At 69.0% G+C, this 20,781-nt stretch carries 27 protein-coding genes and 3 pseudogenes; 7 read left to right on the top strand and 23 right to left on the bottom strand.

What is annotated here, in order from left to right; genetic code table 11:
- Positions 1-10: 10 nt before the first annotated feature.
- Both RYJ27_RS02365 and RYJ27_RS02360 read right to left on the bottom strand, forming a co-directional pair.
- Positions 11-313, bottom strand: a complete 303-nt coding sequence (locus RYJ27_RS02365) for a Dabb family protein (protein ID WP_330171177.1) — start codon at positions 311-313, stop codon at positions 11-13.
- The gene (locus RYJ27_RS02360) at positions 310-594 is read right to left on the bottom strand and encodes a glutaredoxin family protein (protein ID WP_330171176.1); all 285 of its coding nucleotides are present in this window, start codon (positions 592-594) and stop codon (positions 310-312) included. The genes RYJ27_RS02365 and RYJ27_RS02360 overlap by 4 nt, the downstream gene beginning before the upstream one ends.
- A gap of 92 nt (positions 595-686) precedes the next feature.
- Between RYJ27_RS02360 and RYJ27_RS02355 the strand changes: the two genes are divergently transcribed.
- Complete coding sequence (locus RYJ27_RS02355) at positions 687-1,895, top strand: mechanosensitive ion channel family protein (RefSeq protein ID WP_330171175.1); 1,209 nt, start codon at positions 687-689, stop codon at positions 1,893-1,895.
- Here RYJ27_RS02355 and RYJ27_RS02350 read toward each other — a convergent pair.
- The 6 genes from RYJ27_RS02350 to RYJ27_RS02325 form a co-directional block, all read right to left on the bottom strand.
- A complete protein-coding gene (locus RYJ27_RS02350) occupies positions 1,877-2,170 on the bottom strand; it encodes a rhodanese-like domain-containing protein (RefSeq protein ID WP_330171174.1) in 294 nt (97 codons plus the stop codon). The genes RYJ27_RS02355 and RYJ27_RS02350 overlap by 19 nt on opposite strands.
- Positions 2,139-3,866 carry an FAD-dependent oxidoreductase gene (locus RYJ27_RS02345; RefSeq protein ID WP_330171173.1) on the bottom strand — a complete coding sequence of 576 codons (1,728 nt, stop codon included), beginning with the start codon at positions 3,864-3,866 and terminating at the stop codon, positions 2,139-2,141. Before RYJ27_RS02345 ends, RYJ27_RS02350 begins: the two co-directional genes overlap by 32 nt.
- Positions 3,853-4,134 carry a metal-sensitive transcriptional regulator gene (locus RYJ27_RS02340; protein WP_330171172.1) on the bottom strand — a complete coding sequence of 94 codons (282 nt, stop codon included), beginning with the start codon at positions 4,132-4,134 and terminating at the stop codon, positions 3,853-3,855. Before RYJ27_RS02340 ends, RYJ27_RS02345 begins: the two co-directional genes overlap by 14 nt.
- Before the next feature lie 109 nt (positions 4,135-4,243).
- Positions 4,244-4,342, bottom strand: a complete 99-nt coding sequence (locus RYJ27_RS02335; protein WP_003792170.1) for a 30S ribosomal protein bS22 — start codon at positions 4,340-4,342, stop codon at positions 4,244-4,246.
- A 93-nt stretch (positions 4,343-4,435) separates the two neighbouring features.
- Positions 4,436-4,627 (bottom strand): helix-turn-helix domain-containing protein, encoded by a 192-nt coding sequence (locus tag RYJ27_RS02330; protein WP_330171171.1) that lies wholly within the window; start codon positions 4,625-4,627, stop codon positions 4,436-4,438.
- 117 nt (positions 4,628-4,744) lie between these two features.
- On the bottom strand, positions 4,745-5,155 hold the full coding sequence (locus RYJ27_RS02325; RefSeq protein ID WP_330171170.1) for an ArsR/SmtB family transcription factor: 411 nt from the start codon (positions 5,153-5,155) through the stop codon (positions 4,745-4,747).
- Between the two features lie 67 nt (positions 5,156-5,222).
- Here RYJ27_RS02325 and RYJ27_RS02320 point away from each other — a divergent pair, with 67 nt between their 5' ends.
- Together RYJ27_RS02320 and RYJ27_RS02315 are read left to right on the top strand one after the other, a co-directional pair.
- Positions 5,223-6,662, top strand: a complete 1,440-nt coding sequence (locus RYJ27_RS02320) for a TrkH family potassium uptake protein (RefSeq protein WP_330171169.1) — start codon at positions 5,223-5,225, stop codon at positions 6,660-6,662.
- Positions 6,655-7,326, top strand: coding sequence for a potassium channel family protein (locus RYJ27_RS02315; RefSeq protein WP_330171168.1), 672 nt, complete (start codon positions 6,655-6,657; stop codon positions 7,324-7,326). The genes RYJ27_RS02320 and RYJ27_RS02315 overlap by 8 nt, the downstream gene beginning before the upstream one ends.
- 18 nt (positions 7,327-7,344) lie before the next feature.
- Here RYJ27_RS02315 and RYJ27_RS02310 read toward each other — a convergent pair whose 3' ends face one another.
- Positions 7,345-8,043, bottom strand: a complete 699-nt coding sequence (locus RYJ27_RS02310) for an alpha/beta hydrolase (RefSeq protein ID WP_330171167.1) — start codon at positions 8,041-8,043, stop codon at positions 7,345-7,347.
- Positions 8,044-8,157: 114 nt separating this feature from the next.
- Here RYJ27_RS02310 and RYJ27_RS02305 point away from each other — a divergent pair, with 114 nt between their 5' ends.
- A complete protein-coding gene (locus tag RYJ27_RS02305; protein ID WP_330171166.1) occupies positions 8,158-9,102 on the top strand; it encodes a helix-turn-helix transcriptional regulator in 945 nt (314 codons plus the stop codon).
- Between the two features lie 39 nt (positions 9,103-9,141).
- On the opposite strand, the pseudogene RYJ27_RS02300 reads toward RYJ27_RS02305, so the two are convergent.
- From RYJ27_RS02300 to RYJ27_RS02270, 7 genes and pseudogenes are all read right to left on the bottom strand, one after another.
- Positions 9,142-9,255: pseudogene (locus RYJ27_RS02300) on the bottom strand (TrkA family potassium uptake protein); the annotation flags it as partial.
- Positions 9,248-9,964 (bottom strand): annotated as a pseudogene (locus tag RYJ27_RS02295) (potassium transporter TrkG); the annotation flags it as partial. The pseudogenes RYJ27_RS02300 and RYJ27_RS02295, both read right to left, overlap by 8 nt.
- A gap of 657 nt (positions 9,965-10,621) precedes the next feature.
- On the bottom strand, positions 10,622-11,467 hold the full coding sequence (locus RYJ27_RS02290) for a F510_1955 family glycosylhydrolase (RefSeq protein WP_330171165.1): 846 nt from the start codon (positions 11,465-11,467) through the stop codon (positions 10,622-10,624).
- 161 nt (positions 11,468-11,628) lie between these two features.
- Positions 11,629-12,234, bottom strand: coding sequence for a DUF305 domain-containing protein (locus tag RYJ27_RS02285; protein WP_422732856.1), 606 nt, complete (start codon positions 12,232-12,234; stop codon positions 11,629-11,631).
- A 91-nt stretch (positions 12,235-12,325) separates the two neighbouring features.
- Positions 12,326-12,784 carry a DUF6153 family protein gene (locus RYJ27_RS02280; protein ID WP_330171164.1) on the bottom strand — a complete coding sequence of 153 codons (459 nt, stop codon included), beginning with the start codon at positions 12,782-12,784 and terminating at the stop codon, positions 12,326-12,328.
- 59 nt (positions 12,785-12,843) lie between these two features.
- On the bottom strand, positions 12,844-13,080 hold the full coding sequence (locus RYJ27_RS02275) for a hypothetical protein (RefSeq protein WP_146222129.1): 237 nt from the start codon (positions 13,078-13,080) through the stop codon (positions 12,844-12,846).
- A gap of 139 nt (positions 13,081-13,219) precedes the next feature.
- Positions 13,220-13,741 (bottom strand): FAD-dependent oxidoreductase, encoded by a 522-nt coding sequence (locus tag RYJ27_RS02270; RefSeq protein WP_422732855.1) that lies wholly within the window; start codon positions 13,739-13,741, stop codon positions 13,220-13,222.
- A gap of 12 nt (positions 13,742-13,753) precedes the next feature.
- Here RYJ27_RS02270 and RYJ27_RS02265 point away from each other — a divergent pair.
- Together RYJ27_RS02265 and RYJ27_RS02260 are read left to right on the top strand one after the other, a co-directional pair.
- Positions 13,754-15,313: pseudogene (locus RYJ27_RS02265) on the top strand (heavy metal translocating P-type ATPase); the annotation flags it as partial.
- A gap of 18 nt (positions 15,314-15,331) precedes the next feature.
- The gene (locus RYJ27_RS02260) at positions 15,332-15,595 is read left to right on the top strand and encodes a YHS domain-containing protein (protein ID WP_330171162.1); all 264 of its coding nucleotides are present in this window, start codon (positions 15,332-15,334) and stop codon (positions 15,593-15,595) included.
- Positions 15,596-16,025: 430 nt separating this feature from the next.
- Here RYJ27_RS02260 and RYJ27_RS02255 read toward each other — a convergent pair whose 3' ends face one another.
- Complete coding sequence (locus RYJ27_RS02255; RefSeq protein WP_422732854.1) at positions 16,026-16,352, bottom strand: integrase core domain-containing protein; 327 nt, start codon at positions 16,350-16,352, stop codon at positions 16,026-16,028.
- Between the two features lie 37 nt (positions 16,353-16,389).
- On the opposite strand from RYJ27_RS02255, the gene RYJ27_RS02250 reads away from it, so the two are divergent.
- The gene (locus tag RYJ27_RS02250) at positions 16,390-17,766 is read left to right on the top strand and encodes an IS30 family transposase (RefSeq protein ID WP_422732878.1); all 1,377 of its coding nucleotides are present in this window, start codon (positions 16,390-16,392) and stop codon (positions 17,764-17,766) included.
- On the opposite strand, the gene RYJ27_RS02245 is transcribed toward RYJ27_RS02250, so the two are convergent.
- The 6 genes from RYJ27_RS02245 to RYJ27_RS02220 are packed head-to-tail and all read right to left on the bottom strand — an operon-like array spanning position 17,663 to position 20,755.
- A complete protein-coding gene (locus RYJ27_RS02245) occupies positions 17,663-18,397 on the bottom strand; it encodes an IS3 family transposase (protein ID WP_330171960.1) in 735 nt (244 codons plus the stop codon). The two genes, RYJ27_RS02250 and RYJ27_RS02245, sit on opposite strands and share 104 nt — an antisense overlap.
- 8 nt (positions 18,398-18,405) lie before the next feature.
- Positions 18,406-18,735, bottom strand: coding sequence for a transposase (locus RYJ27_RS02240; RefSeq protein ID WP_330171161.1), 330 nt, complete (start codon positions 18,733-18,735; stop codon positions 18,406-18,408).
- A complete protein-coding gene (locus RYJ27_RS02235) occupies positions 18,732-19,682 on the bottom strand; it encodes an integrase core domain-containing protein (protein ID WP_330170254.1) in 951 nt (316 codons plus the stop codon). The genes RYJ27_RS02240 and RYJ27_RS02235 overlap by 4 nt, the downstream gene beginning before the upstream one ends.
- The gene (locus RYJ27_RS02230; RefSeq protein ID WP_330170253.1) at positions 19,679-19,996 is read right to left on the bottom strand and encodes a transposase; all 318 of its coding nucleotides are present in this window, start codon (positions 19,994-19,996) and stop codon (positions 19,679-19,681) included. Before RYJ27_RS02230 ends, RYJ27_RS02235 begins: the two co-directional genes overlap by 4 nt.
- A gap of 31 nt (positions 19,997-20,027) precedes the next feature.
- Positions 20,028-20,600: a type II toxin-antitoxin system HicA family toxin gene (locus RYJ27_RS02225; RefSeq protein ID WP_330171160.1), complete on the bottom strand. Its 573-nt coding sequence runs from the start codon at positions 20,598-20,600 to the stop codon at positions 20,028-20,030.
- An 11-nt stretch (positions 20,601-20,611) separates the two neighbouring features.
- Positions 20,612-20,755: a hypothetical protein gene (locus RYJ27_RS02220; RefSeq protein WP_330171159.1), complete on the bottom strand. Its 144-nt coding sequence runs from the start codon at positions 20,753-20,755 to the stop codon at positions 20,612-20,614.
- Between the last annotated feature and the right edge of the window lie 26 nt (positions 20,756-20,781).

Here is a 20,781-nt window from a genome sequence, read left to right as displayed (position 1 = left end):
CGAGCGGGTCTCAGACCTCGAAGTCGACGGCGGCGCGGTCCCGGCGCACGCGGGCGATGACCTCTGCCGCCGCGACGTGGGCGGGATGCGTGACGTAGGCGGCGAGCCCCTCGGCGTCGTCGAAGTCGGCGATGAGCACGACGTCCCAGTTCTCCTCGGGGTAGAGCGAGTTCACGCCCACGGACATCGCCCGGAGGGAGGGGACCAGGCCCACGAGGGCCTCGAGCTGCGTCTTGATCTCCGCGGCATCGGCAGCGCGTTGCTGCTCGTCCTGCGCCGAGAGGGTCAACATGACGATGTGGCGCAGGCTCATGCGGTGGCTTCCTTCGGTCGGTCGTCGGCGGCGAGCAATGCATCGCGCAGCCGGTCGGGGGCGACACGCCAATGGGCGTGCAGGTCGCCGTCGATGAGGACGACGGGAATCTTCTCCCACCACTGCGCGTACAGGGCAGGATCGTCGAGGATCGACGACTGCACCAGCTGGACGCGGTCGGCGGCTTCGTCGGGAAGCTCGGCGAGGACGCGCTCGATCACGCCCTCCGCGACATCGCAGAGGTGACAGTCGGGTTTCCCGATCAGCGTGAGCGTGGGCACCCTCCCATTCTAGGCGCGGCATATCCACGCGGCGCCGACGTTCAGGCGGGCACCGTATCGTGTCAGACCCGCCCGCCTCAGAAGGGAGACCCATGCTCGATCCGTGGCTCGGCTTCGCCATCACCGTCGCCGCCTGCATCGTCGTCGCGATCGTCATCACCGCCGCCGTCTCGCTCGCCGTACGGCTGGTCGCGCGCAAGAAGTCCTGGCCCAGCCGGCTCGTCGGCTACGCGCGCCGGCCCTTCCGCGCGCTTCTGCTGCTGGTCTCGCTGTGGATCGCCTTCAGCCTCGCCTTCCCCGACCGCGACTGGCTCGACACGATCGACCAGATCTTCACGATGGTCGCCATCGCCGCCGGCGCGTGGCTCGCCGTCGCGCTCGTGCGCTTCGGCACCGACCTGGCCATCGGCCGTTACCGGATCGACGTGCCCGACAACCGGGTCGCCCGCCGCATCCGCACCCAGACGCTCATCCTGCGCCGCCTCGCGATCGCCGTCATCGTCGTCATCGCGATCGGCGCCGCACTGCTGACCTTCCCCGCCGTGCGCACCGTCGGCGCGAGCCTGCTGGCGTCGGCGGGCATCGCCTCCATCGTCGCCGGCCTCGCCGCGCAGTCGGTGCTGGCGAACATGTTCGCGGGGGTACAGCTGGTCTTCAGCGACGCCCTCCGCGTGGATGACGTGGTCGTCGTCGAGGGCGAGTGGGGCCGCGTCGGCGAGATCACGCTCAGCTACGTCGTGCTCGACCTGTGGGACGACCGGCGACTCGTGCTTCCCTGCACCTACTTCACGACGCAGCCCTTCCAGAACTGGACCCGGCAGGGCAGCGAGCTGCTGGGCGCGATCGAGTTGGATCTGGACTGGCGGGTCTCCCCGTCGCGCATGCGGGAGCACCTCGCCGAGGTGCTCGCGGAGACGGCTCTGTGGGACAGCCGTGCGTCGGTGCTGCAGGTGACGGAGGCGACGGGGGGTCTCGTCCGCGTCCGCATCCTCGTCTCCGCCGCCGACGCCGGCACGCTGTTCGACCTGCGCTGCTACGTGCGCGAGGCGATGGTCTCCTGGGTGCAGCGCACGATGCCCGCCGCCCTGCCCGTGCAGCGCGTGATGATGACGGCCGAGTCCACCGAGCCGCAGCTCGAGGAGCCCCGCGGCGACAACGACGGCCTGTTCACCGGCAGCGCCGAGGCGGAGGAGCGCCGCAGCAGCTTCACGCAGGCGATCCCCGTCGTCGCGGGTGGTCGCGACGACGGGGATCGGTCAGTGGACGCCGAGGATGCCGGGGATCAGCGCTCCACGGCGTAGCCGGCGGAGACCCACGCCCCGGTGCCGCCCTCGACATTCGTGGCGTCGTGGCCGCGCGCCTCGAGTGCCTCCACGACACGCGCCGAGCGGCCGCCCACCTGGCAGATGACGTCGAAGGGCCCCTCGGGGAGCCGGTCGAGCAGGTCGCCGATGCGCGACATCGGCAGGTTCACCGCGCCCGGCACGTGGCCGGCGGCGAACTCGTCCTCCTCGCGGACATCGATGAGCGGCACGCCCTCGCGGTCACGCAGCTGCTGAACGGTGATCGACTTCATACGTCAGGATGTCCTTTCCGTGGTAGGCGAGAAGCGTCTGCATCCCCCCGGACAGTGTGGCGGAATCGAAGCCCGCCGCGGCGAGCTGACGGTGGGCGAGGTAGGAGCGCACGCCCGACGCGCAGTGGATGCGCACGGGGCGTCCGGCGGCGGCCTCGCGCACCTCGTCGAGGCGGTCGCGCAGCTCGGTGTGCGGGATGTGCAGGGCGCCCGGCAGGAAGCCGGTCTCCCACTCGTCCCGGCGCCGCACGTCGAGCACGAGGGCGTTCGCGAGCACATCGGGCAGATCCTGCGGCTGCCAGAGGCGCGTGACGCCCTCCACGACGTTCTGCCCGAGCAGGCCCGCCATGTTGACGGGGTCCTTGGCCGAGCCGTACGGCGGCGCATACGAGAGGTCGAGATCGATGAGGTCGGCCACGCCGAGGCCCGCGCGCATCGCGGTGGCGATCACGTCGATGCGCTTGTCGACGCCGTCGGCTCCGACCGCCTGCGCCCCGTAGATCCGTCCGGGCTCGTCGGCGGTCGCCGGAGCGAAGTGCACGACGAGGTGGATCGTCTCGGCGCCCGGGAAGTAGCCCGCGTGCGAGCCGGGGTGAAGATGCATCGTCTCGTGGTCGATGCCCGCGTCATCCAGCGCCCGCCGGTTCGCGCCCGTGAGGGCCGCCGTCAGACCGAACACGCGCACGATCGCGGTGCCCAGCGGAGCCGCCATGGGGCGGGGCGCTCGTTCGCCCAGCATGGCGTCGGCGATGAGCCGCCCCTCGCGGTTGGCCGGGCCCGCGAGCGCGACGGGGCGGCGGGCCCCGGTGACGGGGTCGGTCTTCGCGACGGCGTCGCCGGCGGCCCAGATGTGCGGAACGCTCGTGCGGCCGTGCTCGTCGACGACGATCGCACCGCGCTCGGTCGCGACCCCGGCGGCCTCGGCGAAGGCGGTGTCGGGGCGCACCCCGACCGAGAGCACCACGAGATCGGCGGGAAGTCCCCGTCCGTCCGAGAGCCGGACGATGGCGTGGTCTCCCGCGCCCTCGACGGCGGATGCCGCGACGCCCGCGTTCACGCGCACGCCGTGCTGCCGGAGCTCGGCGGTGACGAGGCTCGCCATCTCCGTCTCGAGCGGCGGCAGCACGTGCGGTGCGAACTCGACGATGTCGACCTCGAGACCCCGGTGCCGCAGCGCCTCGGCCGCCTCGACCCCGATGAAGCCCGCCCCGAGCACGACCGCCCGGCGGGCGGAGCCGGCGGCATCCTTCATCCACGCGGCGTCGCCCACCGTGCGCAGAGTGCGCACGCGCGGATCGTCGAGACCGGGGATCGGCGGGCGGAGCGCGAAGGCCCCGGGCGCGAGCATGAGCTCGTCGTACTCGAACTCGGCCCGCTCGCCGGCGGCGGTTGCCACGACGATCTTCCGCTCCGCGTCGATCGCCGTCACGTCGTGACCCGTGCGCACGTCCAGATCGAGCGCGGCGCGCAGGCTCTCGGGCGTCTGCACGAGCAGAGCCGACCGTTCGGTGATCTCGTCGCCCACGAAGTAGGGCAGGCCGCAGTTGGCGAACGAGACGTGCTCGCCGCGCTCGAGCACGACGATGGAGGCGCGCTCATCGAGCCGGCGCGCACGCGCGGCGAAGCTCATCCCCGCGGCGACCCCACCCACCACGACGATGCGGCGCGGGGCCCCGGTCGCCTCACGCGAAGGCATGGAACAGCCTCTCGAGCCGCGCACGGTCGGCCTGCCCGGCCTCGCCGCGGGCGATGCACTGCTCCAGCCCGCTCGAGATCACGGTGAAGCCGGCACCGTCGATCGCCTTCGACACGGCGGCGAGCTGCGTCAGAACGTCCTTGCAGTCGCGGCCCGACTCGATCATCGCCATGACGCCCGCCAGCTGGCCATGGGCGCGCTTGAGGCGCGGGAGCACACCCGTCATGTCGACGTGGAGCTCGTCCGACGCTTTCTTCTCTGTGGTCATGACGAGGATCATATACCCCCGGGGGTACCACGGCAACTCACCGCCGACAACACGAAGCGCCCGTCCTTCGGACAGGCGCTCGGTGTGGATGGCCCCGAGGGGCCGGCCGCTACTTCTTGTTGCGGCGCTGGTGGCGAGTCTTGCGAAGCAGCTTGCGGTGCTTCTTCTTCGCCATGCGCTTGCGGCGCTTCTTGATGACTGAACCCACGGAAAACCTCACTAAGTCGGGGTCTGGGCGCCCTCGCGCGCATGCGCGAACACGCCCGGGAACGGGCAAAAGCGGAAAATGCCTCGGGACAGTCTAGCCGACGTCGGCGATCGGCCGTTGCAGTGCCTGGGTGACCGCCTGCTCGGGCACGCGATACGACCGCCCGAAGCGCACGGCGGGCAGCTCGCCCGAGTGCACGAGGCGGTACACGGTCATCTTCGACACGCGCATGATGTCGGCGACCTCAGCGACGGTCAGAAAGCGCACCTCGGGAAGGTCGGCCATGATTTCGGTCCCCATTCGTCGTGGGCCGATCCCCACGGCGGCCGCTGCCTCACTCTAGGGGCTGGCCGAGCCTCGTGTAAACCGCTGTGAATCCTGGGGCCGGTGAGACGCCGCGCGTCAGCTGCCGAACTTGCGCAGCGCCGAGGTCACGGCGTGCTTCGCGGATGCCGCGGCGCGTCCGACGAAGTCGGCAGCCTGCGCGGCCGGCTCGGGCAACGCCGCGTCCAGCTCCGAAAGGATGCCGGCGGTGGAATCCTGCACGAGGAAGGGCATCAGCCAATCGTCGACCTGTTCGAGCGGCTCGCGGTGAAGGCTGTAGTAGCGGTGCTGACCCTCCTCGCGCACCGTCACGAGCTCCGCCTCGCGCAGCACCTTCAAGTGCTTCGAGACCGTGGGCTGGCTGACGCCCAACTCATGCACGATCTGGGATACCGACGTGCCGGACCCCCCTGACGACGAACGCGCGAGGAGGATCGAGAGGATCTCGCGCCGCGTGCCGTCCGCGATGACGTCGAAGATGTCGGCCATGCCCCATAGGTTAGCCCCGCCATGCGCGGAGTACCATGAGGTCGTCTTCGGCGTGAGGGGGCGGTACATGGCGACCAGCCGCCGCTCGGCGCGCGCCGAGGCGTGGCGCAGGCGCCTTCGCGAGCTCGGGCACTTCTTCCGGGACTTCACGACGTCGTCCCCCGCGCGATTCGCGATCGTGGTCTTCACGAGCCTCATCCTGATCTTCACGGCGCTGCTCTCGCTGCCCGCGGCATCCGCCTCCGGCACACGGGCTCCCCTCGCCGACGCCCTCTTCACCGCCGTCTCGACGATCTGCGTGACGGGGCTGACGACCGTGGACATCGCGACGTTCTGGTCGCCGCTGGGCAAGGTCATCATCTTCGTCGGCGTCAACATCGGCGGCATGGGTGTACTCACCCTCGCGTCGATCCTCGGGCTGATCATCTCCAAACGGCTCGGACTCCGCGCGAAGCTGATCGCCGCCGGCGACTCGAACCCCCTGCGCGCCCACGGCGGCCCCGTGAACGAGGGGCAGACGGTGCGCCTCGGAGAGGTCGGCCAGCTCCTCCGGACCGTCGCGCTGTCGACGCTCGTGATCGAGGGCGCGCTCGCCCTGCTCCTCTACCCCTCCCTGCTGATGGCGGGCATCGGCGCGCTCGAGGCGCTCTGGGAGGCCCCCTTCTACGCGGCGATGGCCTTCACGAACACGGGGTTCACCCCCAACCCTGGTGGCCTCGCCCCCTTCGCCGACGACTACTTCCTGCTGACCGTGCTCATGATCGGCGTGTTCCTGGGCAGCATCGGCTTCCCCGTCATCTACACGCTCTCGAGGCACCTGTGGCACGTCGGCAAGTGGTCGCTGCACACCAAGCTCACGCTCATCACGACGATGCTGCTGTTCGTCGCCGGCGCGCTCGCCTTCCTCGGGCTCGAATACGACAATCCCGGCACCTTCGGATCGCTTGACGCATGGGACACCACGTTCCAGGCGTTCTTCCTGTCGGCGATGACGCGTTCGGGCGGATTCTCCGTCGTCGACGTCGGCGAGCTGTACGGATCGTCCCTCGTCGTCGGATCGATGCTCATGTTCGTCGGCGGCGGCTCGGCCTCGACCGCCGGGGGGATCAAGGTCACGACGCTCGCCATCCTCGCCCTCGCCGTCTGGTCCGAGGCGAAGGGGCGCGCCTCGGTCGAGGCCTTCGGCCGCCGCATCCCGAGCGACGTGCAGCGGGTCGCGCTCTCCGTCGTCGCGTGGGGCGCGACGATCGTCGCGCTGTCGACGATCACCATCTCGCAGATGACGAAGGCGCCCATCCAGGAGGTCCTGTTCGATGTCATCTCGGCGTTCGGCACGGTCGGGCTCTCGACCGGACTCACCGCCGAGCTGCCCGACCCCGCCGCCTATGTCATGGCGCTGACGATCTTCATGGGCCGCATTGGTACAGTGACTCTCGCCGCGGCGGTGGCCGCGACATCCCGTTCGCAGCTGTACTCGCTGCCCGTGGAAAGGCCCATCGTTGGTTGAGCAGATCCGCGGCGACGCACCCGTCCTGGTGATCGGACTCGGTCGGTTCGGCGCCGCGTGCGCCGGGGAGCTCGACCGCCTCGACCGCGAGGTGCTCGCGATCGACGAGAGCCTCGACCTCGTGCAGAAGTGGTCGGAACGGGTCACCCACACGGTGCAGGCCGATGCGCGCAACGTCGACGCCCTCACGCAGATCGGTGCGGCCGACTTCCAGGTAGCGGTCGTGGCGGTCGGGTCGAGCATCGAGGCATCCGTGCTCATCACCGCGAACCTCGTCGACCTCAAGGTGCCGCAGATCTGGGCCAAGGCCGTGTCGCAGTCGCACGGCAAGATCCTCGCCCGTGTGGGCGCCAACCACGTGATCTACCCCGAGCGAGAGGCGGGCGAGCGCGTCGCCCACCTCGTCAGCGGGCGGATGCTGGACTTCATCCGCTTCGACGACGACTTCGTGCTCGCCAAGATGTACCCGCCGAAGTTCATCCGGGGCGTGGGCCTGAACGAATCGGGCGTGCGCTCGAAGTACAGCGTCACGGTCGTCGGGGTGAAGAGCCCCGGCAAGCCGTTCCGCTACGCCGAGGCCAACACCGTCGTGACCAACCACGACCTCATCATCGTCTCGGGCACGAATCAGGACGTCGAGCGCTTCGCCGCCCTCGATCGCTGAGCGGGCGGCCGCCCGGGATCACACCCGGGCGGCACGCTCGATGATGTCGACGACGGCGTCGGGCTGCGACAGGAACGGCGAATGGCTCGTCGCCAGCCGGTGGGCCTCGGAACCCGACCGCGCCGCGAGGGCCTCCTGGGCGACGACCGGGAAGATCGCGTCCTGCTCGGTGATGACGTAGGTGCTCGGCGTGTCCCTCCACGCGACCCGCGTGAGGGGCTCTCGGAACGCCCTCGCCGACTGCGAGGCGAGCTGCGCGCTCGCCCACGCGGCCTGCGCGGGATCGAGATCGCCGAAGAACAGCTCGCGAGGCGGGTGGGACTCGTCGCCCGCCGTCGCGAGCGGCCCCTCGATGTGCCACCAATCCGGCTCGACCCCTCCCACGCTCGCCAGGAGCGTCTCCCCCTCGTCCAGCGCGAACGCGGCGATGTAGACGATGTGGTGCACGGAGGGATCCAGCGCACCCTGCGTCGTGGGTACACCGCCGTACGAGTGGGCGACGACCGTGACCCCTCCCTCGATCGAAGCGATCGCCTCGGCGACGGCGGCGGCGTCGTCGGCCATGCCCAGCTCCGCCTTGTCCGCGGCGTGCACGGTGGGCAGGTCGATGGCGACGACGTCCCACCCCTTCGCCTCGAGACGCTCCCGCACGGGCCCCCAGCACCATGCCCCGTGCCATGCTCCGTGAACCAACAGGATCGTGGTCCGATCAGACATCGTCGTCCTCCTTCATCGATGCGCGCTCGCGCGGGTCGCGGTTGAATCCCGCCCCTGAGAGCACCACGATAGGAACACGCGAAAGGATCGAGCACCGGCGCTCGATGAAATCCCATGTCAATCGGTGAAGCTCCACTCGGTCCCGTCGTCCGGGGCACGACCCGCGGGCTGCTGCCGGGCCCCGACTACGAGCACTTCTGCGAGAGCATCGCCGACGTGTATGTCGGCGTGCGTCCGGAGCGACCCGCGGGCGGGGCCTTCGCGGCCGATTTCGCCCTCTACGCACTCGACGACCTCGCGGTGGGGATCATCTCCACCCCGGGAGTGAGCGCCCACCGCGACCGCGGCTCGCTCGCGCGCGTCGCCGATGACGGTCTCTTCGTCAACTACAGCCCTCGCTCCTGGGCCCTGCGCCAGCACCGGCGCGAGCACCGGGTGGCCGGCGGGTCCGCGGTCGTGCTCGACAACGCCCGCCCGTTCAGCGTCGTCGTCGATCCTCGACGGCGACTCGACCTGCTGTCCCTGCGGGTGCCGCGCGGGATGCTGGCCCCGAAGACGGTCAGCCTGCTGCCCGACCTCGACGACCGGCTCGCCGCGAGCCGGTCGGGTGCGCTGCTCGGCGCCCAGATGGGACTGCTCTCCCGGGCGCTGCGATCCGGGGTGACGGCTGCGGCGCGATCCATGGCCTCCGCGGCGGTCGAGCTGCTCGATGCGATCGCCGCGGACGACCCGGACGCTCCCCCGCCGGCACGGGTCGATTCGTATCGCGCGTACGCCCGCTCCCGGCTGGGCGATCCCGCGCTCGACGTGGGTGCCGTCGCGCGCGCCTTCGCGCGCACGACGCGCACGATCCAGTCGGCATTCGCGGGAGAGGGTCAGACGTTCTCCGCGTGGCTGCGTGACGAGCGGCTCGACCGCGCGCGCGAGCTCCTGAGTGCGCCCTCGCACGCCGCACGGTCGGTCGCATGGGTCGCCCGCACGTCGGGGTTCCGGGACGTGGGCACCTTCCACCGCGCGTACCGCGCCCGGTTCGGATCGACGCCGGGCGCCGACCGCTGATCCCTAGCGCAGCTGCGCGAACGCCTCGACGCGATCGGTGGCCATCAGCTCGAGAGCCAGCGAGGTGCCGAAGCGTCCGAGGCCGATGACGGCCACGGAGTCCGCCTCGGCGATGCGCCGGGACGTGTCGCCGAAGATCGTGAACCTAGCCAATGGCGGGCCTTTCCTTGGGGTATTCGTAGAGAACGCGGCGCGTGCGCAGGGCGAGGGCGGAACCCAGGGTGAGCGGCCCGATGCGGCCGAGGAACATGAGCAGGACGAGGACCACCTCGGCGGCGGGGGGGGGCAGGTCGAACGTGATGCCCGTGGAGAGCCCGACGGTGCCGAACGCGGACACCGCCTCGAACAGGGCGCGGTCGAGGGCCTGTCCTGTGATGAGCATCAGCGATACGGTGCCGGCCGTGCCCGCCGGGAGCGCGATGAGCACGACCGTGATCGCCTCGCGGTGCACGGCGCGGGAGAGCCGCTTGCCGAAGATCGACACGGCCCCCTCGCCGCGCAGCTCCGCGACGAGGATGAAGAAGAGGACGGCGAACGTCGTCACCTTGATGCCGCCGGCCGTGCCCGCCGGGCCCCCGCCGATCATCATGAGGACGTCCATGCCGACCCACGTCTCGTCGTGCATGAGACCTATGTCGACCGAGTTGAACCCCGCCGTGCGGGTCTGCACGGAACGGAAGAACCCGAGGAAGCCCAGGCCGCTGAGGATGACCGCGGCGCAGATGGGCAGGCAGATCCAGGGGTCGGCGGCGAAGCCCATGAGGTTGTCGCTGTAGAGCGCGAAACCGGCGTTGTTGAACGAGGACACGGCGTGGAACAGCGCGTGCCAGACTGCCTCGCCCATGTCGTACCCGTAGCCGAGCCGCGTTCAGCCGTGAGCGCACCCGTGTCGGAGCCGGGAGCCATACCGCTGTGTGCGGCGGCGGCCTGGGCTGCTCGTTCCGCGCGGAGGTCTTTCTCAATTCGTGCGTACGCTGCTCGTTCGTTGCGATCGGCGCGGAGGATCCCCCGCAAGACGAACCAGAACACGGCACTGATCGCGAGAGTCGGGATGATCGACCAGAGGGCGTCGATCCAGAGGTCATCGAGAATCATGCCGCGCCCCTCGAGGTTCCCGGAACACGAGAGCGACACCGATGATCGTGGCGATGACCCCCACCTCGCCACTGAGGATCGTGTACGTCCAGACGGTGCCAGCGCCACCGCGCTGAGCGTCGATGATCAGGTGCATCACGGTCAACGCGGGGCCGATGAACAACAGCGCCCACCCGAGACGCACGAGCCTTCGGTGCCCGCGATTCGCAGGGTGGGGCGTCGATGGGGCATGGTCGTCGGCGTGTGGTGAACATGTCTGGCACACGGGAAGGCGGTTCATCCGAACATGCCCCCGATCAGGAAGTAGCTGGCGATCGTCAGCACGATGACCAGGAGCGTGCCGGCCGTGATGAAGAACGCCGGATTCTTGAGAAGACTTGTGGGACGGTCCATGTGCATCTCCTGACTCGGACTCGTAAGTGGGTTAGCGGGCCGGGGAGAGAACGCGAGCCGAATCGGGGGTGATCTCCACCACGCCGCGATCGTCGACGAGGATGAACCTGTCTTCCCCGATAACGCTGAACGCCTGCGCGGCACCCTGGACGGTATCCAGACTCTGCCAGGCCCCGTCCGGGCCCTGCGACCACACGGAGCCGTCGGTGCCGACACCGGCGAGCGAGCCGTCCGCGGCCGCATCCAGTGTGTAGAGCACCGGCGCACCCGTGGCCGGGGTGAATGTCCGGCCCTGGTCCGTGCTGACCTGCAGGCCCGCTTCGGTGGCGGCGTAGAGACCGTCATCGGTGGCGGCGAGGTCTGCGGCGGCGAACGAAGCGCCAGGGGTCCAGGTGCGGCCCTCATCCACGCTGATCAGCAGTTCCACCTCGGTCGACGCGAATCCGTAGAGCGTCCCATCGGGGCCCGCGGTGAGGACGTGGAAGTCCGCGCTGCCATTGAGCGCTACAGGTGACCAGGTTTCACCGAAATCGTCGCTGCGAATGATCCCCAGGTTTGGGGCCCCGAGCTCAGCGGACGTTTCCATCCCGGGGTGGCCGGAGGCGAACAAGCTGTCGTCCAGGACCGTGAATCCCATGGCATCGAAGTCGTGACCGCCGATAGGTCCAGCGACTGTCCCGGACGGGGTGAGGGTGAAGATGCCGGTGTGCGTGGCGATGAAGAGTTCCTCGCCTCGCGGGTCTGCAGCGACGCCGTGAATATGGCCGATGGTCGGCGGGACGGCGGCGGGCTCGTCAGCTTGCGCAGTGCAGCCGGTGATGGTGAGTGCGACGCCCGTGATGCAGAGGGCTGTCAGGGAGAGGATGGGGCGATTCATGAGGGGCTCCGTGGGGCGGATGGTCGCCGACGTGGTCAATCTCGGAACACTCGAACGCGTGGGTTCAGCGTCAGGAGAGTGACGGGCGGCTGAGATGAGGTGTGCGCGTCAGGGGCGTGAGAGCGGGGTGGGTCGGTTCGGGCCCGACCCACCCCGCGGTCTCAGAGCTCGCTGAGGAGTGCCTGCATGGTGGAGATCTCGGCCGTCTGGTCGTCGATCACCTGCTGAGCGAGCTCGAGGACATCCGGATTCTTCGCGTCCTCGAGGGCCGTCTCTGCCATGTCGACGGCGCCCTCGTGATGCTTGATCATCTGCTCGAGGAACAGACGGCTGGCCTCGGCAGCGTCTGCGCTCTCCAGCGCGGCCATGTCCTCCTCGGACATCATCCCGTCCATCGAACCGCCCATGGACCCGTGATCCATGTCTTCGGTGGCGTCAGGGTCGTACTCGACGCCCCAATCCTCAAGCCAGCCGCGCATCCGGTCGATCTCGGGGCCCTGGGCCTGTTTGATCTGCTCGGCGAGATCCGCGACGCGCGGATCCAGGCCGTCCTTCGCGAGGACCATGTCCGACATCTCAACGGCTTGCTGGTGATGCGGGATCATCATGGTGACGAACATCTCGTCCGCTTCAGTCGCCGCCGCGTTCGGTGCCTCGGACGACGAGGTTGCCTCTCCGGTGGGGGCGGACGCGTCCGTGCAGCCAGTAAGGACCAGGGCGAGGCTGAGCACGCCTGTGCTCAGCGCAAGGGGGAGCTTCTTCATCATCGTTCCTTCGATTCAGTCCGAGAAAGGGTCGACGCAGCTGCCGCCCGTCCGGGACGGTGCTGCATGTCGGCACGGCGCCGACGTCGACCGCTCAGGTACGACTGATCGAAAGAAGGGTCAGTGACGGGGCGCGGCTCAGTGTGCGCGCGGCGCCCGGCCGGAGCCTGGGGAGGATCGACATCAGGGGAGGCCCGAGTCGGTACGAGAACCCGGGACGCAGAAGCAGCACAAGGCCAGCAAGAAGAGCAAGAACGCATGCGGTGATCATGTCCGCGTGCCCACCCGCGGGGCCGGACATGCAGGCGTCATCGCATACGGCGAGCCCCGACGTGGCGGGGGCCGCCGTCCCATCGCTTTGCGCGTTCCCGGACGAGTGCATGCTGTTCTCGGAAACCGCGTGCGCAGGTGCGGCGGTTCGGTGACCGGCCGCGTCGGCGGTGAAGGTGTGCATGCCCAAGAGCCCGACGATGATTGTCAGAGCAGCCGTCGCGAGCAGGAGCGCTCCACGCAGCGAGATCTGCGGGCGCAAGCCGCGGCGCGCGACATTCATGCTCTACCTCCGTCCGGTGCACACCGTAGCATCCTCCTTTAGCACGCCGCTGGGAACACTTATGCGCCGATGATGCCCTGGCGGAGTGCCTGGATCGCCCGCGTTGCTTTCCAGCCGACAGCGCCCGTCACGCCGCCGGTGGACTCGGCGAACGTCGTGACCAGGCCGCCCTCCGCGGCCGTCTCCGTTCGGGCACGGGTCCCCGGTGCACGAATGCCGACGCCTGTGAGCGAAGAACCGTACATGCTCACCGAGTAGCCGCTGACCGGGCGGTAGGGCCCCGGATCTTCGCCCATGCTCAGATCGTGGAGCATGCTCCGGGCGACGTGAGCACCTTGTGCGACAGCATCGTCCCAGTGGTCAACTCGGACCCGAGTTCCGTCTCCCCACGGATACAACACCGCGCCGCCGGCCGCATACATGCGGGGAAGCGCGTCAGCTCGAAGCGACCTGTCGACGCCGATGCCGGCGGTGCTTCCCGCTGATACCCACCCCGTCGCCGGTGTCGTGCCGTGAGAGGTGACGACGAGGTCGGACTCCCATGTGATGCCTGTCGAGGCGCACCTCGACGCCGCCGTTGCTGGCGCGGCGCAGCGAGGTCACCGCCCGTCCACCGTGGAAGGTCGTGTGTTCGCGGTGCAGGTCCCGCAGTCGGGTGGCGATCGGGATGCCGAGCGTCGCCACCAGTGGAAGGTCCGATCGCGCGACCAGGTGCACCTCCGCTCCCGCGGCGACGAAGAAGCTCGCCGCTTCCGTGCCGATCAGACCCGCGCCGAGCACCGTCACGGATCGACCAGCGAAGTCGCCGGCGACATGATCGCGGATGCGCAGTGCGTCGGCAGCACGATGCAACGGGAAGACGCCATTCAATGGCGAATCCGGGGCGGATCGCGGTGCACTCCCCACAGCGAGTAGGCACTGCCGGAAGCCGAGCTCGCGTCCATCCTCCAGCCGCACCGACCGCTCAGCCGGGTACCGACCAGCGAGTTGAAGGCCGGTGACGAATTCGTCGTGCGCCCCGGCGAGAAGATCGCCACCGACGGCATCATCCTCTCCGGCACCTCTGCTGTGGATGCGTCCATGCTCACCGGCGAGTCCGTGCCGGTCGAGGTCGGCGAAGGCGACGCCGTCACCGGCGCGACCGTGAACGCCGGCGGGCGGCTGGTCGTACGCGCCACGAGAGTCGGCGCCGGCACACAGCTCGCCCAGATGGCGAAACTCGTCGAGGACGCCCAATCCGGCAAGGCCGAAGTTCAGCGACTCGCCGACCGCGTCTCCGGGATCTTCGTCCCGATCGTGATCGCCATCGCCGTGGCAACTCTCGGAGTCTGGCTGGGCGCAGGGTACCCCGCGGCCGCCGCATTCACCGCGGCGGTGGCCGTGCTCATCATCGCCTGCCCCTGCGCACTCGGACTCGCCACCCCGACCGCGCTGCTGGTAGGCACCGGACGCGGCGCGCAGATGGGCATCCTGATCAAGGGCCCCGAGGTCCTCGAATCCACCCGCCAGATCGACACCGTCGTGCTGGACAAGACCGGCACCGTCACCACCGGGAAAATGACTCTCACCGACGTGTACACAGCTGACGGCGTTGACCGTGAAGACGTGCTGCGTCTGGCGGGGGCCCTCGAGGACGCCTCCGAGCACCCCATCGCCCAGGCCATCGCCAAGGCGGCCACCCAAACAGTCGGCCCGCTCCCGACTCCGGAGGACTTTGCGAACATCGAAGGCAAGGGCGTGCAAGGGGTCGTCGATGGGCACGCAGTGCTCGTCGGACGGGAATCGCTCCTCTCGGACTGGTCACAGCACCTCCCCGCAGACCTCGCCGCGGCGAAAGCGGAAGCGGAGCGCCGGGGCAAGACCGCTGTCGCGATCGGCTGGGACGGGCAGGCCCGCGGGATCCTCGTCGTCGCCGACACGGTCAAGCCCACCAGTGCAGAAGCCATCGCCGAGCTCCGACGCCTGGGCCTGACCCCCGTGTTGCTCACCGGCGACAACCGCGCTGTGGCGGAGCAGATCGGCGCGGAGGTCGGAATCACCGAAGTCATCGCCGAAGTGCTGCCCAAGGACAAGGTCGACGTCGTCACACGCCTGCAGACAGGGGGGAAGACCGTGGCGATGGTCGGTGATGGCGTCAACGACGCCGCCGCGCTCGCCCAAGCCGACCTTGGGCTCGCGATGGGCACCGGCACGGATGTCGCCATCGAAGCCAGCGACATCACGCTGGTGCGCGGCGACCTGCGCAGCGCAGCGGACGCGATCCGCCTGTCACGTAAGACGTTGGGCACGATCAAGGGAAACCTGTTCTGGGCATTCGCATACAACGTGGCGGCGATTCCGCTCGCCGCGCTCGGACTGCTCAACCCGATGCTCGCCGGCGCGGCGATGGCGTTCTCCAGCGTCTTCGTCGTCGGCAACAGCCTCCGCCTGCGCTCGTTCCGCAGCCAGGCGGCGGACCCCTCTCCGACGAGGGCCAGCCAAACGCGGGAAACCGTGACCACGGCAGTCACCGTCGGAACACACCACTGATACCGAAAGAGAAACACCATGTCAGAGAACTCCACCGGCTCCTGCTGCAGCCACAACCACCACGCCGCCGTCGACGCAGAGGGACGCAAGGACCTCCTCGCCCCGTCCGCAGAAGACCTCGCTGAATGCCCCGTGATGACCGGAAGCACCGTGGTCAAGGCAGATGCCGAAGCCGCCGGCCTGTTCCGCGACTACGAAGGCACCCGCTACTACTTCTGCTGCGCAGCTTGCGGCCCGCTCTTCGACGCCGACCCGGCGAAGTACGCGGCCACCCCGGCGTAAGAGTCCACCGCGGTGGGGCCACGGCGTTTGACTGTGGCCCCACCGTAGGCAAGGGAATCCCGACCAGTAATCGATCCGCGGGGCGCTACGGGTTCCACGCATAGACGGAGCAAACCGTAGCGGAATACCCTCCTGGGGTATATCGTTACGCTCATCAGGCCAAACGAGGCCGGGACAAAGAGCGCCCTGATCCGAACGAGGTACGCCAGCAATGACTGATCCGCACGCCCACCATCACCACGGACCTGCCGACGCCACCCCCCACGGCGAAGCGCACACACACGACCACAACATGGCCCACGCCGGACATGGAACACCGGCGGTGACGGATCCACGGTCCGAGGACAGCGGACACGTCGGCGAGGCGCACGGTTCCGGCCACATGGATCAGTGACTCGCCCCGGCATGTCCGGAGAGCGTTTTGCTGGTGTCAGCCGGCTCTTCCGACCGGTTCGTTGCGAGCGTAGTCGAGCTGCTCGACCTCGAGCGGTGTGAGGTCGTCGATCGAGCCGTGGGTGCGCTCGGTGTTGAACCACAGCACCCAGGACGCGGTCGCCGCTTCGACCTCGTCGACGTCTCGCCAGGGGCCTTCGTGATGGATGAGCTCGGACTTGTAGAGCCCGATCTGCGACTCCGCGAGCGAGTTGTCGTACGCGTCGCCCACGGACCCGACCGAGGGGTCGATTCCTTCCTCTACGAGCCGGTCGGTGAACGCGATCGACGTGTAGACGGCGGATTCAACCGGTGGAAGCAACACCTGATCGGAGGGTGTTGTGGGACGACCATCGGATTGGATGAGGGAAGTGACCGGGCGGGCGCCGATGCGTTCTCCCGGGCACCCAGGGCACCCGCGTGCGCGCGAGCGCGAGTTCTGGACGAAGATCAGCACCGGGCTGCTCCCGGCCGAAGCTGGCGTCGCGATCGGCGTGGCTCCCGTTGTCGGCTCGCGGTGGTTCCGACAATCAGGCGGTATGTCACCGTATTCGTGGCCGGCGCCGTCGGGCCGGTATCTGTCGTTGGCTGAACGCGAGGAGATCGCGATTCTCAAGGCGAAGGAGACCGGGGTCCGGGCGATCGCCAGGGCACTGGGCCGCAGCCCGTCGACGATCTCGCGGGAACTGCGCCGCAACGCCGCGACGCGAGGTGGGAAGCTGGACTATCGCGCCTCGGTCGCGCAGTGGAAGGCGGAGCTGTTCGCACGAAGACCGAAGGTCGCCAAGCTCGCCGCGAACCCTCGGCTGCGTGAGTATGTTCAGGAGCGGCTCTCCGGCCAGATCCGACGGCCTGACGGGAGTGTTGTCGCTGGGCCGGTGTCGCCGCAGTGGATCGGGAGGAACAAGCCTCACCGGAAGGATCGCCGGTGGGTCACGGGGTGGAGTCCGGAGCAGATCGCGAACCGGATCAAGCTCGACTTCCCGGATGATGACAGCATGCGCATCAGCCACGAGGCCATCTACCAGGCGCTGTTCATCGAGAGTCGCGGTGCCCTGAAGCGCGAGCTCATCCTGTGTCTGCGCACCGGCCGAGCACTGCGCATGCCGCGAGCACGCTCGAAGCGGGTGCCGTGGGCTCACGTCACCGCCGACGTCCTGATCAGCGAGCGGCCCGCCGAGGCGGAAGACCGCGCGATCCCTGGTCACCACGAGGGCGACCTCATCATCGGCATCAACAGGTCCGCGATCGGCACCGTCGTCGAACGCACCACCGGCTTCACTACGCTCGTTCATCTGCCTCGCGAGGACGGGTGGCGGGAACAGCCGATCCCGAAGAACGGGCCGGCGCTATCCGGCTACGGGGCACTCTCGATGAACAGGGCGCTGGCGGCAGCGATGAGCACCTTGCCGGCGGAACTGAAACGCTCGCTGACCTGGGACCGCGGGAAGGAGATGTCCGCTCATGCCCAGTTCGCCATCGACACCGGCCTGACGGTCTACTTCGCAGACCCTCACAGCCCCTGGCAGCGTGGCACCAACGAAAACACGAACGGGTTGCTCCGGCAGTACTTTCCGAAGGGCACAGATCTCTCACGCTGGTCCCCGGACGACCTCGCCGCTGTCGCCCACGCCCTCAACACGCGACCCCGAAAGCGACTCGGGTGGCGCACCCCCGCCGAAGCGCTCGACGAACACCTACACTTGCTGCAAACAGGCGGTGTTGCGACGACCAGTTGAATTCGCCGACGCTGCCCGCGTCGGTGTGATGCGTGAGGCCGCCGAACCCGGCGACGCCTTCACGCCGCCGGGTCCAGAGGGCCATGTCGAGGCAGTCCAGCACGAGCGGTGTGGTCATGCTCGTCGCGGCGCGCCAGCCGAGGATGCGACGGGAGTGCGCGTCGAACACGAACGCGACGTAGACCCACCCCGACCACGTCCAGACGTAGGTGAAGTCGGCCACCCAGAGCTGGTTCGTGCGGAACCGGGCGAAGTGCCGGTCGACGAGGTCGGCGGGCCTGGTCTCCCGCAGATCCGTGTCGATCGGCCGCTTCCGCTTCCCACGCACGACGCCGGCGATACCGAGGTCTCGCATGAGGCGTTCGACCGTGCAGCGAGCGATCTCGTGCCCGTCGCGGCGGAGCCGGAGCCAGAGTTTGCGGGCGCCGAGCACCTTCCGCTGGCCCTGCCAGGTCGCGAGGACGATCGGCTTCCACCGCTCATCGGACAACTCCCGTGAGGACGGTCCCCGCCCGCGGGCGTCGTAGTAGGTCGATGGGGCGATCTTGCAGCCGTGCTGGGTGAGCACGGCGCAAATCGACTCGACACCCCACCGCAACCCACCATCACGGCGGTCCTTGTGGTCCTCGATGAACGCGACTATCGCTTCAGTGGCCGGTCGAGTTCGGCCGCGAAGAAAGCCGAAGCCGCCTTCAAGATCTCGTTCGCGCGCCGCAGCTCGGCGTTCTCCCGCTTGAGTCGCTTGATCTCCTCGGCCGCGTCAGTCGTGACGCCGGGCCGGTCGCCGGCATCGACCTGCTGCCGTCGGATCCATGTCCGGATGGTCTCGGGAGACCCGATCCCGAGCATCTGCGCCACCGCAGTGATCGCGGCGTACTCGCTCGGGTAATCGGACCGCACTTCGGCGACCATGCGGACAGCGCGCTCACGAAGCTCGCGCGGATACTTACTGGGACTGTCCCGCGTCAAGTAGTTGGCAGGATTTCTTTGGTTTCGAAGTTGGGGATGGTGGGGTCGGCGGTGCCGGCGTAGACGTCAGCGGGTCGGTTCCAGGCGATCGCTTCGTGCGGTCGGACGTGGTTGTAGTCGTGCCGGTAGGCGTTCACGTGCTCGACGAGCTGGAGGCCGTCGTCGATCTCTTCTCGGAACAGCCACTCGTACTTCATCGTCCCGAACCCGCGTTCGCGTGATCCGTTCTGCCCGGGCGTTCGAACCCGCGTCCGGACGTGCCGCAGCTCGGGGCGCGTCGCGATGAACGCTTCGAACGTGAACGAGCGGAACGGGCCGCCGTTGTCGGTCACGATCGTCAGGACCGGGAGGATCTCGCCGGTCGCCTCGTCGATCTGACACTCGTCGATCAGCGGGTGACCGAGGAGCGCTTCTGCTTCGGCGAGGGCGAGCTCGACGGCGGCGACGGCGTCGTGCATGTTCGCGGTCGGGGACACGTGCGCGTCGAACTCGTACTTCGCCCAGTAGTCCCGGCACGACGCGATCCGCCAGGTGCCGCCGGTCGTGGTCTCGTACTCGGAGAAGTCGAGCTGCCAGACCTGATTCGGGCCCGTCGGCTCCTTCGCGAAGGCGGCCTTGCGCCGCTCGGCGAGGCGGCGCCGCTCCCGCTGGTAGTTCGCGCCCAGGATCAGACCCTCATCGCGCAGTAGCCGCAACACGGTCGCCTGCGACACCGGGTGCCCGTCGTGACGGGTCATCGCCCAGACCTTCCGGTGTCCCCAGGCCGGGTGCGCTTTCGCGTGAGCGACGACCGCGTCGCGGACCGCGGTGCGCGCCGGCTGCGGCCACGGACCCTTCGGCGGGCGGTTGGCACGGGCCTTGGCCTGCCACCGCCGATACGACCGCTCGGGCACGCCGATCATGTCCACGAACCTCGCGGTCGGCATGCCCGCCTCGGTGCGGATCACCTCGAGGTCCTCGAAGGGCCCAGCCGGCCCTCAGCTGACTTCTTCCACACCCGGATCTCGACCGCGGCCTCACCCAGCGCTTGGGTGAGCTCGGCGACCTCGTCCTCGAGCTGCTGCTCGCGGGACGTGGGCTTCGACTTGCCCGCCTCAATCCCCGCCTTCCCGCCCTCGAGGAACTGGCGCTTCCAGTTCCCGATCGCCTGCTCGGACACCTTCTCCCGACGCGCGGCTTCCGCGATCGAGATCTCACCCTGAAGCACGCTCAACACAATGCGGATCTTCTTCTCCGCCGGGATCACCGGGGGATGACTCATAGTTCTTAGACCTTCCAGTAGGGGCGCTGCCTCAGCAACTAACAACCCCTGCCACTAAGCCTGACGCGCGACAGGACGTCCCATGAGACAGATCCTTCCAAGGAATCATGTCTCCGGACACGCCGGGGCGAGTCAGGGGCACAGTGATAACCACACCGGGATGGGCAGGATGTGTCGCCTTGCGATGCCCGCCGCGCGTGGGGAGGGTCTGGAAGCCGTGCGCGTGAAGGGACTGCTCGATTTCGGTCGCGGTCGTGGGCATCCGGCGTGCGGGTCCGCCACCCGCGCGGCGGCCGCGGCGTAGCGGTCCCGTGTCGGGGTCGACCCGGACGAGGCCGACGATGAGGGTCCGGTCGTCATCGGGGACGATCACGCCGAGATCTCCCTGCACGTACAAGGTGCCGTTGTCCTGGTGGGTGCGTTCGGTCGAGTGCGGGTGCGCGATCGCCGCGTCGACGTCGGCGGGTGTGGTGGCGAGCTCCTGGATCTGCTGCGCCGCTTTGCGGGAGATCCGGCGCCCGCCGGGGGTGCTGCGCGCGGCCGCGGCAGCGCCTCTTCGAGGGGCGACGCGGGCGGCGATCTGGGCTGGGGTCGGGACGGTCATGGGGCAGCGGTTCAGCCGTAGATCTCCGCCAGCCGTTGCTCCCGGATCCGCTCGTTACGCAGGTCGGCGTCAACGGGCTCGAACCGCATGATCACCCGGTGCGCGATCGCGCGGACGATGAAGTACCAGGCGAACGTCGCGACGGCCGGGAGCACAGATCCGGCCGTGGCGCGGCAGATCG

Source organism: Microbacterium limosum, assembly GCF_036324365.1.
Lineage (GTDB): Bacteria > Actinomycetota > Actinomycetes > Actinomycetales > Microbacteriaceae > Microbacterium > Microbacterium limosum.
Note: the sequence above shows the minus strand (reverse complement) of the source record. Positions and strands in the feature narration are given on the sequence as shown.

Excerpts from the sequence above, each read along its gene's own strand:
- RYJ27_RS02345 (WP_330171173.1), bottom strand. The coding sequence starts at position 3,866 with ATGCCTTCGCGTGAGGCGACCGGGGCCCCGCGCCGCATCGTCGTGGTG.
- RYJ27_RS02320 (WP_330171169.1), top strand. The coding sequence starts at position 5,223 with ATGGCGACCAGCCGCCGCTCGGCGCGCGCCGAGGCGTGGCGCAGGCGC.
- RYJ27_RS02250 (WP_422732878.1), top strand. The coding sequence starts at position 16,390 with ATGAGGGAAGTGACCGGGCGGGCGCCGATGCGTTCTCCCGGGCACCCA.
- RYJ27_RS02290 (WP_330171165.1), bottom strand. The coding sequence starts at position 11,467 with ATGAATCGCCCCATCCTCTCCCTGACAGCCCTCTGCATCACGGGCGTC.
- RYJ27_RS02225 (WP_330171160.1), bottom strand. The coding sequence starts at position 20,600 with ATGACCGTCCCGACCCCAGCCCAGATCGCCGCCCGCGTCGCCCCTCGA.
- RYJ27_RS02275 (WP_146222129.1), bottom strand. The coding sequence starts at position 13,080 with ATGGGCGAAGATCCGGGGCCCTACCGCCCGGTCAGCGGCTACTCGGTG.
- RYJ27_RS02340 (WP_330171172.1), bottom strand. The coding sequence starts at position 4,134 with ATGACCACAGAGAAGAAAGCGTCGGACGAGCTCCACGTCGACATGACG.
- RYJ27_RS02230 (WP_330170253.1), bottom strand. The coding sequence starts at position 19,996 with ATGAGTCATCCCCCGGTGATCCCGGCGGAGAAGAAGATCCGCATTGTG.
- RYJ27_RS02310 (WP_330171167.1), bottom strand. The coding sequence starts at position 8,043 with ATGTCTGATCGGACCACGATCCTGTTGGTTCACGGAGCATGGCACGGG.
- RYJ27_RS02280 (WP_330171164.1), bottom strand. The coding sequence starts at position 12,784 with ATGAATGTCGCGCGCCGCGGCTTGCGCCCGCAGATCTCGCTGCGTGGA.
- RYJ27_RS02325 (WP_330171170.1), bottom strand. The coding sequence starts at position 5,155 with ATGGCCGACATCTTCGACGTCATCGCGGACGGCACGCGGCGCGAGATC.
- RYJ27_RS02305 (WP_330171166.1), top strand. The coding sequence starts at position 8,158 with ATGTCAATCGGTGAAGCTCCACTCGGTCCCGTCGTCCGGGGCACGACC.
- RYJ27_RS02330 (WP_330171171.1), bottom strand. The coding sequence starts at position 4,627 with ATGGCCGACCTTCCCGAGGTGCGCTTTCTGACCGTCGCTGAGGTCGCC.
- RYJ27_RS02350 (WP_330171174.1), bottom strand. The coding sequence starts at position 2,170 with ATGAAGTCGATCACCGTTCAGCAGCTGCGTGACCGCGAGGGCGTGCCG.
- RYJ27_RS02355 (WP_330171175.1), top strand. The coding sequence starts at position 687 with ATGCTCGATCCGTGGCTCGGCTTCGCCATCACCGTCGCCGCCTGCATC.
- RYJ27_RS02285 (WP_422732856.1), bottom strand. The coding sequence starts at position 12,234 with ATGATGAAGAAGCTCCCCCTTGCGCTGAGCACAGGCGTGCTCAGCCTC.
- RYJ27_RS02260 (WP_330171162.1), top strand. The coding sequence starts at position 15,332 with ATGTCAGAGAACTCCACCGGCTCCTGCTGCAGCCACAACCACCACGCC.
- RYJ27_RS02365 (WP_330171177.1), bottom strand. The coding sequence starts at position 313 with ATGAGCCTGCGCCACATCGTCATGTTGACCCTCTCGGCGCAGGACGAG.